This is a genomic window from Cyanobacteria bacterium FACHB-DQ100, from assembly GCA_014695195.1.
GTDB lineage: Bacteria > Cyanobacteriota > Cyanobacteriia > Leptolyngbyales > Leptolyngbyaceae > Leptolyngbya.
This window is the reverse complement of the sequence record JACJNW010000037.1, coordinates 106267-123201: the sequence shown is the minus strand read 5'-3', so window position 1 is coordinate 123201 and position 16935 is coordinate 106267. Positions and strand designations below refer to the sequence as shown.

At 47.8% G+C, this 16935-nt stretch carries 18 protein-coding genes and 2 pseudogenes; 9 read left to right on the top strand and 11 right to left on the bottom strand.

The window, feature by feature from the left end; genetic code table 11:
* Nucleotides 1-31: 31 nt before the first annotated feature.
* Together H6F51_21590 and H6F51_21585 are read left to right on the top strand one after the other, a co-directional pair.
* Entirely contained in the window at nt 32-784 is a 753-nt protein-coding gene (locus H6F51_21590) for an SDR family oxidoreductase (GenBank protein MBD1825064.1), read from the top strand.
* A 137-nt stretch (nt 785-921) separates the two neighbouring features.
* The gene (locus tag H6F51_21585) at nt 922-1104 is read left to right on the top strand and encodes a hypothetical protein (protein ID MBD1825063.1); all 183 of its coding nucleotides are present in this window, start codon (nt 922-924) and stop codon (nt 1102-1104) included.
* A 13-nt stretch (nt 1105-1117) separates the two neighbouring features.
* Here H6F51_21585 and H6F51_21580 read toward each other — a convergent pair whose 3' ends face one another.
* Nucleotides 1118-1339 carry a hypothetical protein gene (locus H6F51_21580; GenBank protein ID MBD1825062.1) on the bottom strand — a complete coding sequence of 74 codons (222 nt, stop codon included), beginning with the start codon at nt 1337-1339 and terminating at the stop codon, nt 1118-1120.
* A 180-nt stretch (nt 1340-1519) separates the two neighbouring features.
* Nucleotides 1520-1786, bottom strand: a complete 267-nt coding sequence (locus H6F51_21575; protein ID MBD1825061.1) for a hypothetical protein — start codon at nt 1784-1786, stop codon at nt 1520-1522.
* A gap of 530 nt (nt 1787-2316) precedes the next feature.
* Between H6F51_21575 and H6F51_21570 the strand changes: the two genes are divergently transcribed.
* Nucleotides 2317-2889 (top strand): DUF1211 domain-containing protein, encoded by a 573-nt coding sequence (locus tag H6F51_21570; protein ID MBD1825060.1) that lies wholly within the window; start codon nt 2317-2319, stop codon nt 2887-2889.
* 214 nt (nt 2890-3103) lie between these two features.
* Here H6F51_21570 and H6F51_21565 read toward each other — a convergent pair whose 3' ends face one another.
* On the bottom strand, nt 3104-3397 hold the full coding sequence (locus H6F51_21565; protein ID MBD1825059.1) for a tyrosine-type recombinase/integrase: 294 nt from the start codon (nt 3395-3397) through the stop codon (nt 3104-3106).
* Between the two features lie 329 nt (nt 3398-3726).
* Here H6F51_21565 and H6F51_21560 point away from each other — a divergent pair, with 329 nt between their 5' ends.
* Nucleotides 3727-6693 carry a PAS domain-containing protein gene (locus H6F51_21560; protein ID MBD1825058.1) on the top strand — a complete coding sequence of 989 codons (2967 nt, stop codon included), beginning with the start codon at nt 3727-3729 and terminating at the stop codon, nt 6691-6693.
* A 626-nt stretch (nt 6694-7319) separates the two neighbouring features.
* On the opposite strand, the gene H6F51_21555 is transcribed toward H6F51_21560, so the two are convergent.
* Entirely contained in the window at nt 7320-8060 is a 741-nt protein-coding gene (locus H6F51_21555) for a response regulator transcription factor (protein MBD1825057.1), read from the bottom strand.
* Between the two features lie 282 nt (nt 8061-8342).
* The gene (locus H6F51_21550) at nt 8343-8666 is read right to left on the bottom strand and encodes an antibiotic biosynthesis monooxygenase (GenBank protein ID MBD1825056.1); all 324 of its coding nucleotides are present in this window, start codon (nt 8664-8666) and stop codon (nt 8343-8345) included.
* 239 nt (nt 8667-8905) lie between these two features.
* Here H6F51_21550 and H6F51_21545 point away from each other — a divergent pair.
* Together H6F51_21545 and H6F51_21540 are read left to right on the top strand one after the other, a co-directional pair.
* A pseudogene (locus H6F51_21545) lies at nt 8906-9067 on the top strand (transposase).
* Nucleotides 9068-9758: 691 nt separating this feature from the next.
* The gene (locus H6F51_21540; protein MBD1825055.1) at nt 9759-10124 is read left to right on the top strand and encodes a cupin domain-containing protein; all 366 of its coding nucleotides are present in this window, start codon (nt 9759-9761) and stop codon (nt 10122-10124) included.
* Nucleotides 10125-10274: 150 nt separating this feature from the next.
* On the opposite strand, the gene H6F51_21535 is transcribed toward H6F51_21540, so the two are convergent.
* Complete coding sequence (locus H6F51_21535; protein MBD1825054.1) at nt 10275-10607, bottom strand: hypothetical protein; 333 nt, start codon at nt 10605-10607, stop codon at nt 10275-10277.
* 92 nt (nt 10608-10699) lie between these two features.
* Between H6F51_21535 and H6F51_21530 the strand changes: the two genes are divergently transcribed.
* Nucleotides 10700-10978, top strand: coding sequence for a hypothetical protein (locus H6F51_21530; GenBank protein MBD1825053.1), 279 nt, complete (start codon nt 10700-10702; stop codon nt 10976-10978).
* A gap of 28 nt (nt 10979-11006) precedes the next feature.
* Here H6F51_21530 and H6F51_21525 read toward each other — a convergent pair whose 3' ends face one another.
* Nucleotides 11007-11279 (bottom strand): pentapeptide repeat-containing protein, encoded by a 273-nt coding sequence (locus tag H6F51_21525; GenBank protein ID MBD1825052.1) that lies wholly within the window; start codon nt 11277-11279, stop codon nt 11007-11009.
* A gap of 273 nt (nt 11280-11552) precedes the next feature.
* On the bottom strand, nt 11553-11711 hold the full coding sequence (locus tag H6F51_21520; protein ID MBD1825051.1) for a hypothetical protein: 159 nt from the start codon (nt 11709-11711) through the stop codon (nt 11553-11555).
* A 751-nt stretch (nt 11712-12462) separates the two neighbouring features.
* On the opposite strand from H6F51_21520, the gene H6F51_21515 reads away from it, so the two are divergent.
* Entirely contained in the window at nt 12463-13134 is a 672-nt protein-coding gene (locus H6F51_21515) for a phosphatase PAP2 family protein (GenBank protein MBD1825050.1), read from the top strand.
* A gap of 73 nt (nt 13135-13207) precedes the next feature.
* On the opposite strand, the gene H6F51_21510 is transcribed toward H6F51_21515, so the two are convergent.
* Nucleotides 13208-14152 carry a YegS/Rv2252/BmrU family lipid kinase gene (locus H6F51_21510; GenBank protein MBD1825049.1) on the bottom strand — a complete coding sequence of 315 codons (945 nt, stop codon included), beginning with the start codon at nt 14150-14152 and terminating at the stop codon, nt 13208-13210.
* Between the two features lie 591 nt (nt 14153-14743).
* The gene (locus H6F51_21505) at nt 14744-15136 is read right to left on the bottom strand and encodes a hypothetical protein (protein ID MBD1825048.1); all 393 of its coding nucleotides are present in this window, start codon (nt 15134-15136) and stop codon (nt 14744-14746) included.
* Nucleotides 15137-15827: 691 nt separating this feature from the next.
* Here H6F51_21505 and H6F51_21500 point away from each other — a divergent pair.
* A pseudogene (locus H6F51_21500) lies at nt 15828-16010 on the top strand (magnesium chelatase).
* Nucleotides 16011-16368: 358 nt separating this feature from the next.
* Here H6F51_21500 and H6F51_21495 read toward each other — a convergent pair.
* On the bottom strand, nt 16369-16599 hold the full coding sequence (locus H6F51_21495) for a hypothetical protein (protein ID MBD1825047.1): 231 nt from the start codon (nt 16597-16599) through the stop codon (nt 16369-16371).
* Nucleotides 16600-16935 lie beyond the last annotated feature (336 nt).

The window sequence follows — 16935 nt, the reverse complement described above, 5'->3', positions numbered from 1 at the left end:
TAAACTCAAGGAAGATGAGAAGTGTCAGATTGTGACTGAAAAGGGAAGCGAAAAGAGAGTTGCACTGGTGACGGGTTCGACATCAGGAATTGGGATGGCGATCGCAAAGCGGCTTGCCGAAGATGGGTTTATTGTTGTTTTTCACTCCAGGTCATCGGTGTCAGTTGGGCAGTCATTGGCGACAGTGTATCCCAGTGCATCTTATTTCCAAGCTGATTTGTCCGATCAGGGTCAGGCTCGTGATTTGATTGCTAGAGTCTTATCGCATCACCAGCGAATAGATGTGTTGGTCAATAATGCAGGGATTAGTGCCACAATTCCACATACATCCCTCAAAGAAGCGACACCAGAGATTTGGCGCGATCTGTACGAAGTCAACGTCATTGCACCTTGGACACTCATCGCAGAGGCTGAAGATGCACTACGTCAGTCCTCTAGTCGTGAATGTCCTAGCTGCATTCTCAATATTAGTTCTCATGCTGGGATTCGCCCAAAAGGAGCCTCAATCCCATATTCTGCAAGTAAAGCGGCTCTAAACCACATGACAAAGCTGCTTGCATTGAGTCTTGCCCCCCAAATTCGTGTGAATGCGATCGCACCAGGTTTAGTAGAGACTCCGATGAGCAAAAATTGGACAGCAGCCCGAAAGCTATGGGAAGAGCGATCTCCAATGGGACGGGGGGCACAACCTGAGGAGATCGCGCAAGTGGCTTCGATGTTGATTTCGAGCCACTATTTGACAGGAGAGATTTTAATTTCAGATGGGGGGCTGAATCTCACTTAATAACTGCGCTTCATGCCTAACAATCCGCCTGCACACCGACCGCATAACATTGGTTGGTTGAGTCCAAGAGCTTACTAGCGGCGGGTGAGGCGGAACGTTAGCCTTATCTTAAACCTCCGTTTTTTGGAACATCCAGAATGCACCAACCTGAAGCCGCCCCGCTATCAGCCGCCCAGCAAATGACGATCGACATTGCGATCGAATCGCTTGAATTCTTGAAGCAGGTTTCTACCAAGACTGATACCGTGATCGTTGCGCTCACCCGTGAAGATTTGGAACAGTTCATCAAACGGGAAGCCAGAACAAGAAATTCCGCCTAAGCTCAAGCCAGCGCTATCTAAAACCGCTGCATTCGGAACCGTAGAGAATTCTTTCTTCACCGCTCGGTGCAATCTGAACGCACCATTTCCCGCCTGCCTGCCATAGTCGAAACTCGTCAGTTACCCACGCGGCGGCAAAGCTGACGGGAATTGCACCGAGCGCAAGGACGAGAATCATTTGGGGGATACGATCGCGCCTGATTCGCCATTGAGAGCGCCACTGAAATTTATTCATCGCTGCCTTAAAAGGAGGATGGCTCAAGAATTCCCATATCTAAGGAACGATCGCACCTTTAGTTGATCGCCAGTTGTTCATTCTCAAACGAAAAATCCCGTCAATCTGGCGGGATAGCAACCTTAAATCAGAGTAATTTCAGGATTCCCAAGTTGAGCCAGCGATCGCACCTCCAATGGATCACGAATCGCGCCGCTCTCCCATAAGTCCCCAAGCCACTAGCGTGAGCATGAACGCCAAAATCAGCCATGCTTCGATCGTCATGGGCGCGATCGCTGGCTCGGAATTCAACACGAAATCGATCGTTTCTTCCATTGCAGTCTGCGCGGGTGGGGACTGGTCGATCGTGCTCAGAAACAGAGATTTGATGACAATCAGATTGCAAGTAGTGGCTAACCCGCGATCGTGCCCCGGTTTCTGGCACAGTTTAGCAGCTCGGTTAGGCACTTCAAAAACTGGCTAACCGCCATACGGGGCAGGCGTTTCAGCCTCCTAAAAACCCCTGCTAGGTTAGCCAGTTTAGGCACCTTGAAGACTGGCTAACCCGCTTAAAGTCTTTACACAGTGGGAATTTTAGCTTTCTTGAGCTAGCCAGTTAGCCAGTTTTCTATATTTATGAAAATAGAGTGGAGAATAAGAAGAAAGTAGTAGTCCGCAGATAGGGTACAGAAGTCGAAGAACCAGGCAAATGGGTACGTCAACTTAACTAACCTGAGTTCGGGTTAAGCTAAATGCTGGAAGCTCGATGGGACAGGATTTAGCCGGACTACTGCCTTACATATTGTTCTCAATAGACTTTTCCAATTGAGAACAATCGCATCTGTTAGCCTTATTGACAATGGCTTCGCAGTCATCAGATCCAAAAGGTACGAGAAATCAAGCTCTTCGGCAATTCCTTATCCCGAACTCAGGTTTAATAAATCGAGATGCAATTCATTAGAGTGGTTGAATAACGAGCGAAAAGGAGTGTAACACTGATGGGAAAAGGTAGACTAGAAGCCTTCAGCGATGGGGTGATCGCTATCCTCATTACCATTATGGTCTTAGAACTCAAAACGCCGCATGGAACGGATCTAGCCGCTCTGCGCCCACTCATTCCGGTCTTTCTGAGTTATGTGCTGAGTTTTATTTATCTCGGTATCTACTGGAACAACCATCATCACTTGCTTCAAGCGGTTCGGCACGTCAACGGTCGTACGCTTTGGGCAAATCTGCATCTGCTGTTTTGGTTATCGCTCATCCCCTTCGTGACAAGCTGGATGGGCGAGAACTTTGCTCCTGTACCTGTTGCCTGTTATGGTGCAGTTTTATTATTCAACGCCATCGCCTACTTCGTCCTGACTCGCATTCTGATTGCCCATCACGGTCAAGATTCCATGCTTGCGATCGCGTTGGGTCGGGACGTTAAAGGCAAACTATCGTTAATTTTTTATGCTCTAGCAATTTTGTTTGCTTTTATCAACCCCATGATCGCTTGCGCGGTATACGTTTTGGTCGCCGTGATGTGGCTCATCCCTGACCGTCGGATTGAGAGGACGCTGACTTCATAGTAGGGAAATACAAACTTTTCAGCGCGGTTATTGGGGCTGTTGGCATGATTGGAGAAACGATTTGGCTGAGGCTCAGTACCAGACCCTACACTTCTTGGACTTAGCAAACTCCTCAGACGTTGCTAGATTCGAGCGATCGCTACAGCCTCGGAAGTAACGGATAGGGCCTCACCCATCCGTGATCGAGAATTCAGCGCAACTGCATGATTGCAGATCACCGCTGATCTAGGGTGACTTCCAAATATCGAGAGAGTTCATTTAGGGATTCGTGTCCCGTAATTGACGCGATCGTTTTAATCGGGACTCCCTTGCTATGCAGCGACGTCGCCAGCGACCGACGGAATGAATGTGTTCCAACGCCGCGCAATTCCAACGCTTCACAAACTTCTCTCAGTTCCTTATCCAAAGCCTGACGAGTGATATAACCTGCGCTACGGCTCGACGGGAACAAATAGCCCTTTGTCGGAAGATTTGCACCGGACAGAATCTCTACTAACACTGGGCGCATCTCAATTTCTCGCGCTCTACCCGTCTTTGTATTTGTCAGAGTAATAATTTTCAGCGTTGCTAAATGCAAGTATGGTTTTCCCTCATCCCCAACCCTTTTCCCAGGAGGCTTCCGGATCTGGTGCGCTCAAAGATCAACTTGATAGGGCATGCCTTTAAGCATCCTCCTGTCGTCTCTACACTAGGAATATCAAATCGTATTGCAAAATATTTAGTGCTTCATCCACCACAGTTTGGTTTCGCGTTTTAAAGTGGAAGAGTTAAAAAATCAGCCGTATTCTTTCTCTGTATAAATAGGATTTTGCACATTGCGCTACACAGGACTTGTGTATGAAAGACTCAGGGAAGACAAGAGAGCAACTTCTCGAAGAAATTGCCCACTTGCGTCAACAGCTGGAACAACTAGAACAACAAAAAAGCCAATCCCAAAACACTGAGCCTCACCCCCAAAACGTTCAGCAGGCTGTCGAAGCACCACACCCCAACGCAGTCCATCCCCTGAAAAATCTTTGGCAAACGGAAGCCGCTTTGCGAGAGAGCGAGCAACGCTTTCGCACACTTTGCACCTGTGCACCTGTTGGAATTTATCTCACTGACGCTGCGGGTCACTGTACCTATGTCAACGATCGATGGTGCGAGATCACCCAACTCACGCCTGAACAAGCAATCGGGGAAGAATGGGCCAAGGCACTGCATCCCGACGATCGCGAGTCTATGTTTGAGCAGTGGCAAGCCCTAGTTGAATCTGGTAAAGAATTTAGCCTGGAATATCGGTTTCAGTATCCCGATGGCTTGATCGTCTGGGTGAGTGGTCAAGCCACTGCCCTGATCGATGAGACTGGAAATTGCTCTGGGTTCATTGGCACTGTGAGCGACATCACTGCCCGCAAACAGGCTGAAGCAGCCTTACAACGAAAAAAAGAGCGATTGGATTTAGCCCAAACTGTCGCCAACATTGGTTGCTTTGAATGGAATATCCAGACGAATGAAAATATTTGGTCGAAAGAGCTAGAAACCCTTTACGGTCTAAAGCCAGGAGAATTTAGTGGCAGTTATGAAGCCTGGGCAAGCCGAGTTCACCCCGACGATTTAGCTCAAGCAGAAGCCGATGTACGACAGTCATTGAACACAGGAGAGCTTTTTACAGATTGGCGCATCATTCGACCAGACGGAGATATTCGCTGGCTCCATGCCAGAGCACAGGTCTTCTATGATGAGGCAGGCAAGCCGTTGCGGATGGTGGGCGTTAATGGCGATATCACAGACCGCAAACAAGCAGACGCTGCCCTCCAGGAAAGTCAGGCAATCATTCAAGCACGAGCTGAAGAACTAGAGACCTTCATGGAAACGGTTCCGGCTGCGGTCTGGATCGCCCAGGATCCGCAATGCCATCACATGACACCCAACCGCACTGCCTATGAACTGATGCGACTGCCATTCGATGCCGTCATGACCGCCACACCCCCCGATGGCAAATATCCGTTTCCCTTCAAAATTCAACAAAATGGGCAAGACATTCCCCCGGGCGAGTTACCGATGCAACATGCAGGACGGACGGGACAAGCGCACGAAGGGGAATTTGAGTTCGTATTTAGCGAGAACGATGTGCGCTCGATCTATGGTCGTGCGGTACCCCTGCGAGATAAATCGAACAAGATTCGTGGGGTGATCGGTGCCTTCCTAGATGTCACCGAACGCAAACAGACTGAGAAAGCCTTGCGCGAGAGCGAATTCCTCTTTCGCACCCTCGCCGACACGATGCTACAAATCTTTTGGATTACTCGGACAGATGGCTACCACGAATACTTCAATCAACGCTGGTACGACTACACCGGAACGACGTTAGAACAAGCCCGAGACGAAGGATGGCAAAGCGTTATCCATCCTGATGATATGCCAAGCACGATCGAAATCTGGCAAAATTCTCTGCGAACTGGGCAAACCTATGGCATTGAGTACCGTTTACGGTGTGGCGAGAATGGAGAGTATCGCTGGCATTTAGGACGCGCCTTTCCGTTACGAGATGAAAAGGGTCAAATCCTTAAATGGTTCGGCTCTTGTACCGATATTCATGACCAAAAATTAGTGATCGAAGAACGGGCACAGGCACTCCAAAAAGAACGAGATGCTCGCCTCGAACTGGAAAAAGCAGGTCGGATGAAGGATGAATTTTTAGCAGTCTTATCCCATGAGTTGCGCTCTCCCCTGAATGGAATCCTAGGTTGGTCACGCTTGCTGCGAACGCGCCAATTGCCGCCCGAAAAAGTAGAGCAAGCCTTAGCATCGATCGAACGCAATGCCCAAGCGCAAACCCAGTTAATTGAAGACCTGCTGGATATTTCGCGTATCATTCAGGGACAGATGCGCCTCAATCTGCGTCCGACCAATCTGATTCCCAGTGTTCAAGCAGCGTTAGACACGGTTCGCCCCGCTGCCAATGCCAAATCCATCCAACTGGAATGTTTGCTCAACCTCGATCTCGATTTTATTTCTGGTGATCCTGATCGGTTGCAACAAATCGTTTGGAATTTGCTGACGAACGCGATTAAATTCACCCCTGAAGAGGGACAGGTTACGGTTCGTTTAGAGCAAGTCGGCTCCTTCGCTCAACTGCAAGTCATCGATACGGGCAAAGGCATTCGTTTTGACTTTCTGCCCCATGTGTTCGATCGCTTCCGCCTAGCTGATGCCACCACAACTAGATCACAGGGCGGCTTAGGGCTAGGACTCGCGATCGTGCGAAATCTGGTGGAACTGCACAGTGGTCAGATTTCGGTTGCCAGCCCAGGAGAAGGACAGGGCACAACCTTCACGGTTCGACTGCCTCTGCTGTTATCACCGTCGGTTTGGGTTGAACCCGATAAGTTTTCCATTCAAGATCAAACGGCTCAAAATACAGCTTTCTATCTCAAGGGACTCACAGTATTAGTCGTAGACGATGAGGCAGACACCCGCGAGTTTTTGAAAGCAGCCTTAGAACATTACGGTGCAAGTGTCATAACCGCCACTTCTACCCACGAAGCATTACAACACTTGCAAGCCCTTAAACCGGATCTGTTACTCAGTGATATCGGTATGCCAGAGGAAGACGGCTATGCCTTAATTCATCAAGTCCGCGCCCGATCTCAAGAACAGGGCGGAAAAATCCCAGCAGGAGCGTTAACCGCCTATGCTGCCGAAAGCGATCGTGTCCAGATTCTGGATGCAGGATTCCAAATCCACGTCCCCAAGCCCGTGAACCCAGCAGAATTACTCAAAGCCGTGATGGAATTATCGGGAAGAATGGCATCAATGTAATGTTTTCTGCTTGATTGCTGATGCCAATTACAGAACAACTTCCAAATCTCAGAGTTTTTCTAATTCATCCTCAGTTTCACACCAGGAGTAACCAAGCTTCGATCTCGCCCATACCGATCGCGGGTCAGAGTTCATTAATAAATCGATTTCTTCCATTGCCGCTGGCATGAGGGACGGGGTTAGGGTTTCCAGATTAGGCACTCATCTGTAGCGATTGACATTACAAATTTTGTAAATCGCACTTGTAAGGAGCGATCGCGGGATCAGAGTTCATTAACAAATCGATTTCTTCCATTGCCGCTGGGGATATGGGACGGGTTTAGAGTTCCCAGATTAGGCGCAATCGTGTTCATTTTTCAAACAAAGAATCCCGTCAATCTGTCGATCGTTTCTCCCAGGTCGATCAACATGGGTTAGCCAGTTGTTAGCCAGTTTTAGTCAGTTTTTGAGGTGGCTAACCCACTCATAATCCTTTTACTGTCTGTACTTTTCCGTTTTAAGGTTAGCCAGTTAGCCAGTTTTGTATATAGGAAAGAATAAAGAGAAAAAGAGAAAAAAAAAGTCCGCAGAAGAAGCACAGAAGTTTGTGAGTCAAAAGCTAAGTGGGGATCCCTGCTCAAAGTGCCCTATCCCAGCCGATAACCGAACCCTCGCAGCGTTGTAATGTACTCCGGATTGCTCGGATCGCATTCTAGCTTCTGCCTCAGCCAACGGATATGCACATCTACCGTTTTGGTATCGCCATAATAATCATCACCCCAGACCCGCTCCAGCAAATTGTCTCGCGACAGTATCCGTCCTCGGCTTTGTAGGAATTCTCGCAATAAGGCAAACTCTTTTGGCGACAGTTGTAACTCCTGCTCACTCAGCGTTGCTCGACATTCCTCAAGATACAGCGCCAGATCCTTAAACTTCAGCACCTTGGCGGGATTTTTGGGTTGATATATCGCTTGGCAATAGCGCAACAGCGCTCGGCAGCGGGCAATCAGGATGCGATTGCTGAAGGGTTTGGACAGGTACTCATCGGCACCAAGCTCCAGCCCGATCACCTTATCGTGTTCGTCCGCCTGTTCGCTCATCATCACAATCGGAATATAATTGCCCTCTTGCCGCAACAAGCGGCAGACATCTAGCCCATTGAGACGCGGTAGAGTGCGATCCAAAATCATTAGATCAAAGGCAGTGTCACGGGCTTGAGCAGGCATGGAGCGGGCACAGTTTAGCGCCTCTAGCCCATCTAGACAGGCAATGACATCAAAGCCTTCCTGTCGCAGGCTAGTTTCGAGCAGGTGGCAGTGGTGTGTGTCATCTTCGACCAGGAGAATGCGGGAGACGGGCAGCAAAACATTGCCCTTGGCGGTTTGCATACGACAGTCCAAGCGGTTAATAACCCAAAATGCGGGAATTTCTGTGATTAGCATAAAGCGTTGTAACGCTATGCCGTATTAAGGAATACAGAAATGCTGTCATGCCGTGCTAAAGTACGCACTCCTCTGGCGAGATATTCGCTTTCACGAACAGGCGGTAAGGATTGTGGAAAGACTGAAGCTAGTCATGCCAGCCGCAACTGAGCCGATGGGTGAAAAGAAGTGAGTCCGACAGTTACGCCAGAAATCCCACCCCTGAAGCTTGTGATGAGTAGATATTCGCTACTGGGTTTCAGTACAAGATTGAGGGGGTATCACTTCGTACCAATGAATTTGAAGGGGTTCGATAAAGAGTTCCGCTGCTGCCTCACCTAACCTGGCAAAAAGCTGAGAATCAAGCTCTGACTTTATCCGCGCTTCCGCGTCCCATTCCTCGACCAGAATAAACTCTGCCGCATTAGTCAAGTGATGCAGTAATTCACAGTTGTGACAGCCCACTTGTTGACAGCGCTCCTGCATAAATTGCACCAGAGTATTCTTTAGCTCTTGCTCCCGCTCAGGATGAGCCGTTAACCGCGTTAAAACTCGAACCCTCAAGTTTGTCATTCTCGTTCGTATATTTTGTATATAAAGAAACTAATTAATTGCTTCGTTTTAATCAAAGTCATACAGTTGTAGGATTAATTTGGGGTTAAACGTTAATTAAGTTTCTCTTTATCTTGCGTTTCATCTAATCGCCGCCTTCTTGCTCAATCGTAAGAGGATGTTTGAAAAGACCATGAAGCGCGTAAAGAAGCCCTCCAGTAATCCGCTGTAAATACAACCACTACAGCACCGAGAGAGCCATGAGTGACGCCTATCCTAGCAACCTCACCCCTGCTCAATATGGATTGTTGAGTGACCTGTTGCCCGAAGCGAAACCAAGTGAGCGACCCCGAGAAGTGGATTTATGGAACGTGCTCAATGCTAGTTTCTACATGCTGGTTGAAGGCGTGGGGTGGCGCTCATCACGGGTGTGTTATCGGGTGCTGATCAATAAAAAAGCAGCGCCAACCTATGAAACACTGCTTGCTGCTCTTTGCTCTTTGTATGAGTGCCTAAATTAAAGCGTTCCCCGGGTTCGCTCCCTAGTCGCACCAAACACTTTTTCTTCAGATGTTTGCAAGTGGTTCTAGCGATTGTGAGAAGCAAGAGTGGTCGCAAGTTTCGTCAAGGCTTCAATGTTTGCGCTCTGTTGCTGCGCTAGTGCAGCTTGGCGGAAATAAAGCAGCAGATTAGTGGAGCCTCGGCTCACAGCTTTGCCTCCAGCTTCCTCCAAACATTCCCTCGCGAGTTTGCCCTTGCTCTTGGCTAGTAGTTATCGTCACTCGGCTCCTATAACTTTCGAGCATTTGGACGCTGGTTCCACCACAGAGGACTTTCACCTCATAAGTTCTCACGCCCATGCCGGGCGTACACAATTCAAATGCAGGCGGACGGTAGAGAGCCACTGGTACTGAGTTCGAGGCTCTCTACCGCCGCTGATTTGAGCCGTTATGCGGCTTACATTACCTGTGTAGAAGCGGTGGGATCAAATCGCCCGGCGTTATTCAAATTCAAGCCGCTGAAGTGTTGTCAGCAAAACAATAAACTCTGTGAAATCAGTCTATTCTTTACGCCTACGTTGTGTTTACTTCGTGACAAAGAGAAAAGTTAGGTATGAGCAGAATATACAAAAGTACTGATTTTTTTCAGCCAGCCGACGGAGAGCCTATTCGATCGGTCATTACTGAATCTAAGGAGGCGACTGTTGTAGCTTGGTATATCAAGCCCGGACAGGAGATCTATTCGCATATCCATCCGCATGGACAAGATACCTGGACTATTTTGAACGGAAAGGGAGAATATTATCTGGATGCAACAGGAGCCAAGAAGTCGATCTTTGCAGGAGATGTGGTAATTGCTCACACCGGATGTGTACATGGAGTGTTCAACAACGGTAACGAACCATTGATTTTTATTTCGGTTGTGTCGCCATCTGATGCCGGATATCAACTCATTTCTTCAGAGGATGCTGTACGGTGACTAATTAAATGGCATCACGATAAATTCATGTCGCTGAGCAAACCTGATCGCTGCACGCTTCCAAGCATTGAAGCTGTTGCCAGTTTGTCTCCCCCTGTTCAGGCTCAAGGCTAAACCCCAGTAGAGACAAGCCTCACACGTTCGATGACATCAATTTGGCACCACGACAAATAAAAAGTCGCTGTACACAAGGGGTAGAAAGACCAAACCCAAGAACTCAAACCTGCTGACAAACAGAAATGCACAGACACTAATCGAAACGCTGATGAATAAAACGATAAATAAAGTGCGAGAAATCGCCCAGGACACCTGCTCACGCAAAGCCTTGCCCTTTTCAGAGATGATCACGATTGCGAGGATTGCGGCGACTCCAACGAGCCAGACAACATGATGAGCCGCGAGATACCATCCCAGCATGGCATGAGCGCACCAAAACAGCCCTAACGAGAACCAAGGCAACGGATGAGAAGATTCACTATTCATAGGATAAAAGCAATTGCCCCGCGAAATGAGTGAGAAAGATCCTCCATGCTTCAGAGTATCGCAATCAAGCTAGTACGGCGTGGAGCCCAAGCATGAACACCAGAAGCAGCAAAGCTGCGATCGTCATGGGCGCGATCGCGGTTTCAGAATTCATTAGAAAATCGATTTCTTCCATCGCCACTGGGAATAAGGGACGGGTTCAGCGTTCCCAAACTGAGCGCGATCGCTGTCACGCTAGATTAAGTGTTCTTCTAGAGGGACGTTTAATCTGGCACAGCCCCAAGTTTCGACTTAAGCGGTTAGAAGATAAGATCGCGCAAATTAACGAGCATCGATCGCGTTATCTAAAACCAATGGGTTCGGAACCGTAGAAAATTCCTTCTTTACCGCTTTAGGCTTTCACCAAAAAGTGCTCTCTACGATTACACCATCGAGACCAGCACCATTGAGATTCGCGCCGTTGAGATCGGCACCGCTGAGGTTAGCCCTGCTGAGATTGGCTTCGCTGAGATCAGCGCCGCTGAGGTCGGCGCCCCGGAGATTGGCACCGCTGAGATCGGCACTGCTGAGGTCGGTATTGAAGAGGTAGGCGCCCCGGAGATTAGCTCTGCTGAGATCAGCACCACTGAGGTCGGTAGTGTTGCTCAGCTCGGGGAAGTTGCGTTGGCTCATCCACCTGTTCCAAGCTTGAATTTGTCCTCGTTGCAAGAGGTGAAAAGGCACATCCCCTGCAATATAAGTCGGAAGTGCAGAGCAGTCTGAGGACTTAAAGAAAGTCCTCCAGAGTAGACCAAAGAGCCTTTTTTCTGCCCCATGAATCCAGACCAATCGAGCAGCGCTGGGTGATTCAATCTTATTGTTCAAGCGGGTTAATTTCGTTCGGGACTGAGAAAGAGGAACTGGTTTAGGCGGCGGGGAGGGTTGCTGCAAAAAATAGCTTTGGTTCTAGATGGACAATTCAGGGTACATCAAATCCCGCTGCTCTGATAGAAGTCCCTGACCCCCTAGCCCAAGCATGAACGCCAGAAGCAGCCATGCTTCGATCGTCATGGGCGAAATGGGTGGCTCGGAATTCAACATTAGATCGAGAGCAGTTTCTTCCATTAGAGTTTACGGGAAGGGGACTGATCGATCGTGCCCAGAAACTGAAAGTTACCCACCAAGTTACCTGAAGTTACTTCAAAAATTGAAAATAGGTAACTCTATAAATGCCCAGAGGATGGGAAATTGAGACAGAAGTTACCTGAGTTACCTAAGTTACTTAAATAAAAGATAAATATTTTTATTTACATGTTTTCTGTATGTCCGCAGTCAGGGCACTAAAGTCGAAGAGCCAGGCAAATGGGTCCTGTCAACTTAACTAGATTTCGCTCTAATTATTGAGAATGAGCCACGAAGAAACGAGCTGTTCAGCCTTTGAAAATTAGGCAATTTTCAATAAGCAAGCCTTTGAACGGTTAAGTTGACAGTACCCCGAGGGGTAACGTGCGGAACGTAAGTCGATCTAATGTGCCAAATTCCGGGATTAGGCAGAAAGAGTCGATCTAATTCCCCAACTTAGGGTGTTATACCGACTTTGTGCAGTCTAAATCGCCTGGCGAGGGCATTAGGGCGACAGTTTTCGGTCTAATGTCTAGACTCGGAGGATTAGACGGAAAGAGTCAGTCTAAATACTAGTTAGACCGCGATTCGTATGGCTCATCGAATTCATGTGCTCAGGCAGAAAATTTTTATCTTTATCTTTGTCTAAGATCCACCTTTCTAATTAAATCTCAGACCAGCGCTGCTTCCACGTAGGCAGTGAACAGCATACAATTTTGCCAAATTACAGTCAGCCGTTTGTAGGAGATTGCCAATGACGGAGGTTAGTACTGGCCTTTACTGGTTGTTCCAGTCACTCCTTGCTTTTATGCCCTATTTGCTGGCGGGTCTGATCGCTGGCGCGATCGCCCTAGCAATGGGTGTTTTCCTCGCCCGCTTTCTGCTATGGGACTGGTTGCTGCCTCTTGAAGAGTCATGCTTGTTGACTCTCAAAGCGTGGGCTAATCCGACCCTAGACCGCTACATGACAGCCATAACCTGGCTGGCTCAGGGCGAAATTACTATCCCTATACTCATTGTGATCGGAGGAATTCTGATTTACCGCAACGAGGCGGTTGCAACCCTGGTTTTGGCGATCGGGCTGAGCGGTTCATGGCTGCTTAACGGCATCTTCAAGTCTCTCTTTCAGCGAAAACGACCCGATCTGTGGGCATCTTCTCAACGTCCGATGGATTACAGTTATCCCAGCGGTCACGCCATGAGTGCCATTTCCTTCTATGGTTTGTTGGCGGTTAACCTGACGCACTGTCTGGGTATTCCTTTAGGCATCACTGCCCCCTTGGCAACTGGCTTAACCTTAGGGGTGGGCTTTAGCCGGGTATATTTGGGTGTGCATTGGCCGACAGATGTCTTGAGTGGATGGATTGCTGGCGGCATCTGGCTGGGAGCGTGCCTGTACGGACTGATTCAGATTGGTGGGATTTGAACTGAGATTGATAGGCGAGCAGTGAAAACGCTGTCAGCTTTAAGGGAAAACCGCTCTCTCAGGATCTTTAAAGTTACTGCGTCAAAACAGGACTTCCGCTTTCGTCTGCAAACTTTGCCAGTAGCTCAGGTGTAGGCACGCAAATCCAAAGGGCTCTGGGAATCACCTCAACAGTGACTGGGGTAGTGCCCAGGCACTCTCCGTCTGCATGAACATCTAAAGGTGGATAGCTTCTGACCTCAATCTTAGAGGCTCGATAGGTATTGAGCCGTTTATGAGGGAGTTGCTCACCCCGCATCGCTGTAAAGAAGTGGCGCAGATGATCCCATTTGGAGGGATTGTCAATGTAAATCACGTCTAGCTTGCCATCATTCATTTTTGCCTCAGGCGCTAAGGCAAACTCTACCCCATAGCGAGGGCTGTTGCAGATGTTGACTTGTAAGGTGCGCAGACGACGCATCCGTTTGCCGTCGAAGCGTAAGACCAAACGGTGCGGGCTAAATTGCACAAAAGTTTTGACCCCTGAGAAGATACTTTTAAAGGCAACCAGATAATTTTTCTTGATTCCTTCTTTGACTTCATCTCCACAAGGAAAGAGTGAGGCTTCTAGACCCACGCCTACCACTTCCATGAAGTAATAATTGTTCGCCTTGCCCATATCAAACCGACCATGCTCACCCTCGGCCAGGGTCTGGATGGCTTGGGTTAAATCGTTGGGAATATTCAAGCTAGCCGCAATGTTATTGCGCGTTCCTAGCGGAATAATACCTAGCATAGTTTGAGTATGCACTAATCCACGTGCTACGGCTTCGATCGTGCCATCGCCCCCGGCGACAATCACAAGTTTAGCGCCTGCTTTAGCAGCATCAGCAGCTAAACCTTCACCATCTTCATCGGGTGTAGTGGTGCAGATTTCAGCTTGAATGCCTTGAGTTTGCAGGGCTTCTGCTATGTCAGTTAATAACTCAGGATTCTCGACAGGGCCAGAGGTAGGATTGACGATGAGTCGGGTATTCATCGCTGGCTTTTTCCTAAAGGTTTGAAGTTGGAGAGGGTGGAAGCGTGAGGTTGAACTCTGCTCATGCACCCTGGCTTAGTAAAAGGTCTACTGTCCATTCGTTACGCCCAAGCGATGAGCTGATAGAACTCCATTCTCAAACTATAGCTGTCAGTTTCGACTTTTCCTTCCATCGATAAGCTGATATGTGGCTCAACGGCATTATCAACTTAACGGAACAGATTCAAAATTAGGCACGATAATTCCTGAGCAGTCTTGATGGTACTGTCAACTTAACTAGATTTCGCTCTAATTATTGAGAATGAGCCACGAAGAAAAGAGCCATTCAACCTTTGAAAATTAGGCAATTTCTCAATAAGCAAGCCTTTGAACGGTTAAGTTGACAGTACCCAAGGGTGACAATGATGAGAATGGCTGCTCTACGAACGCGTTGAGTCATATGGCCATTATGGAGACCGCTACGTGATTGAAACAGTACACAAGTATGGAGAAAACGAGCCGCTAACGGCTCAAACCAGCGGCAGCAAACGCCCTGGAATTCTACAGCAGCAACTTTCGACCGTCCGCTGCATTTAAATTGTTATATTGCACTCAGTCATGCACTGGTTCATGCACTGGCACCACTTCACGCGGCGCTAGAAAACCAAGAACAACTGCTACCAAGAACAATGCTGGAACATCGCCAAGTAGGTGTCCACGTTCTGCAGGGTCAATCCCTGCGTGTACCGCCATGATCAACCCATGCACCACACTTGACCAGACGGTGAACCAGATTAAACTGAGATGCGCTTCTGGCTTTCGAGCAGCCCATAGCAAAAAGACACCGAGCGTTGCATAAATGCCGATGATCATCTGTTCGTATTCGTATTGACCCGGTTGCCATGCCCAGCCTGATGACCAGAACTTCATCAACGGATAGATCAGGAGAAAAGCAATTCCAATAATAATAAGGGCGATTCGCAAGTATCGATGACGCTCATCCATAGCTCCGACCTCCTACTATTTTTCAGGATGGTTTCTATCAACGGAATGCCTATTTGTAATCTTATTCTCGCTAATGACTCTTCAACTTTGGAATGTTAGGAATTTTCATGTTTCTTGCAGTTTAATGCTGATTCGACATTGAATCGTCCCGCTAAAACCCTCAACGCACATGCTTCCGTAGCCTCATGGTGCGTTGATAGTAAGTATCAATAGATAACTTCTAGCTCCGGCGAGAGGACTCCGATCACGGTACTGTCAACTTAACTAGATTTCGCTCTAATTATTGAGAATGAGCCACGAAGAAATGAGCTGTTCAGCCTTTGAAAATTAGGCAATTTTTCAATAAGCGAGCCTTTGAACGGTTAAGTTGACAGTACCGCCGCTGGGGATAAGGAACGGGGTTAGAGTTCCCAGATTAGGCGCGATTAAATGCTGCAAACAAAGAAGCCCGTCAATTCGTTGATCAGCTCTTTCATGTCGGCGGCATGGGTTAGCCAGTTGTTAGCCAGTTTTAGGCAGTTTTTGAAGTGGCTAACCCACTCATAATCCTTTTACTGTCTGTACTTCTGCTTCTTAAGGTTAGCCAGTTAGCCAGTTTTGTATGTAGGAAAGAATAAAGAGAAAGAGAAATTTGGTAGTCCGCAGATAAGGCACCGAAGTTCAAGAATCAAAAGAGCGGGTTAAAACGGCGATCAAGAATTCTGGATTTGCATTTCCGATGCGGCGGATTGTGATTAACCTTGCGCCTGCGGATCTGAGGAAAGAAGGGCCGAGCTTTGATCTGCCCATTAGTATTGGCATTCTCGCAGCAGCAGAACAAGTTCAAACCGAAGGTTTAGATAAGTATTTGTTTTTAGGCGAAGTCTCGCTTGATTATCGAACGATTTAAGGAACCGTTAAAAGGAACATCGGTCGGATCATCTGAAGCTTCAATCGTATGAGAATGATTCTCATTTTCTGGTAAAATAGGTGTAGCGTGAGTTGAGCTAGGAGCTGGCGAAGGAGAAATCGGATCTAGGGACTTGTCGGGATTGTATAAATCAGTCATAATCGTGGATAAGAATTATTTAGAAACTGAGAGTCACCTTTGGCGAGGTGGCTTTTTTATTGCCTTTCGGCGGGGAAGCCTGACTCTCGGATCGAAACTTCGATCAAAACCCCGTCAACATTATTCTCTAACGCGACTCTTTTAGCCTAGCGTAAGCACTTGTTATAACAAGTGAGATTAAGCTTCAGATTTCCTCTTGTGTGGAGTCTGAAGCTTTTTCGTATTGATCAGACGGTCTACCGCGTGTTTCTCCGAGCGGTTCAGCAGAAGCATCGATTTCGCCCTGTTCTTTAGCGAGTTCAAATAAGACATTCTCTACGAAGCGATTAACGCTTGTGTTTGATCGTCTAGCCATATTCTTCAATGCCGCTAAAACGCGATCGTCAATAACAAAATTTGTTCGTTTCCGTGGCATCGTCGCTAAACACATTTCTACACCTACTTTTGATCTTACTTTTACCCTTCCATTATAGCTTTTTTATTTGTTAATCATATGGTGAAAAGATAAAATAATACCCCATTTATTTACGCTATAATGAGGGTGCGAGAGAAAAACGAAAGCTTAAAACACCTGAAGGGTTGCAATCGTTGAATCTCAAGGATTATCAGAACTGAAACAACCGAATAGGCTCAATCCTGGAAGAAGCGACAGTAACCAGTGAGGATCAACCGAGTAGCACTCGATAAGCCATTTTCAAAAGATTCCACACTCGATCACCGTTGGTTTAGCGCTGGCGTGATCGACTGCTGG

Bases quoted from the DNA above. Each gene is read 5' to 3' on its own strand.
- H6F51_21585 (MBD1825063.1), top strand. From the start codon at position 922: ATGCACCAACCTGAAGCCGCCCCGCTATCAGCCGCCCAGCAAATGACG.
- H6F51_21580 (MBD1825062.1), bottom strand. From the start codon at position 1,339: ATGAATAAATTTCAGTGGCGCTCTCAATGGCGAATCAGGCGCGATCGT.
- H6F51_21570 (MBD1825060.1), top strand. From the start codon at position 2,317: ATGGGAAAAGGTAGACTAGAAGCCTTCAGCGATGGGGTGATCGCTATC.
- H6F51_21565 (MBD1825059.1), bottom strand. From the start codon at position 3,397: ATGCGCCCAGTGTTAGTAGAGATTCTGTCCGGTGCAAATCTTCCGACA.
- H6F51_21560 (MBD1825058.1), top strand. From the start codon at position 3,727: ATGAAAGACTCAGGGAAGACAAGAGAGCAACTTCTCGAAGAAATTGCC.
- H6F51_21555 (MBD1825057.1), bottom strand. From the start codon at position 8,060: ATGCAAACCGCCAAGGGCAATGTTTTGCTGCCCGTCTCCCGCATTCTC.
- H6F51_21550 (MBD1825056.1), bottom strand. From the start codon at position 8,666: ATGACAAACTTGAGGGTTCGAGTTTTAACGCGGTTAACGGCTCATCCT.
- H6F51_21540 (MBD1825055.1), top strand. From the start codon at position 9,759: ATGAGCAGAATATACAAAAGTACTGATTTTTTTCAGCCAGCCGACGGA.
- H6F51_21535 (MBD1825054.1), bottom strand. From the start codon at position 10,607: ATGAATAGTGAATCTTCTCATCCGTTGCCTTGGTTCTCGTTAGGGCTG.
- H6F51_21530 (MBD1825053.1), top strand. From the start codon at position 10,700: ATGAACACCAGAAGCAGCAAAGCTGCGATCGTCATGGGCGCGATCGCG.
- H6F51_21525 (MBD1825052.1), bottom strand. From the start codon at position 11,279: ATGAGCCAACGCAACTTCCCCGAGCTGAGCAACACTACCGACCTCAGT.
- H6F51_21520 (MBD1825051.1), bottom strand. From the start codon at position 11,711: ATGGAAGAAACTGCTCTCGATCTAATGTTGAATTCCGAGCCACCCATT.
- H6F51_21515 (MBD1825050.1), top strand. From the start codon at position 12,463: ATGACGGAGGTTAGTACTGGCCTTTACTGGTTGTTCCAGTCACTCCTT.
- H6F51_21510 (MBD1825049.1), bottom strand. From the start codon at position 14,152: ATGAATACCCGACTCATCGTCAATCCTACCTCTGGCCCTGTCGAGAAT.
- H6F51_21505 (MBD1825048.1), bottom strand. From the start codon at position 15,136: ATGGATGAGCGTCATCGATACTTGCGAATCGCCCTTATTATTATTGGA.
- H6F51_21495 (MBD1825047.1), bottom strand. From the start codon at position 16,599: ATGCCACGGAAACGAACAAATTTTGTTATTGACGATCGCGTTTTAGCG.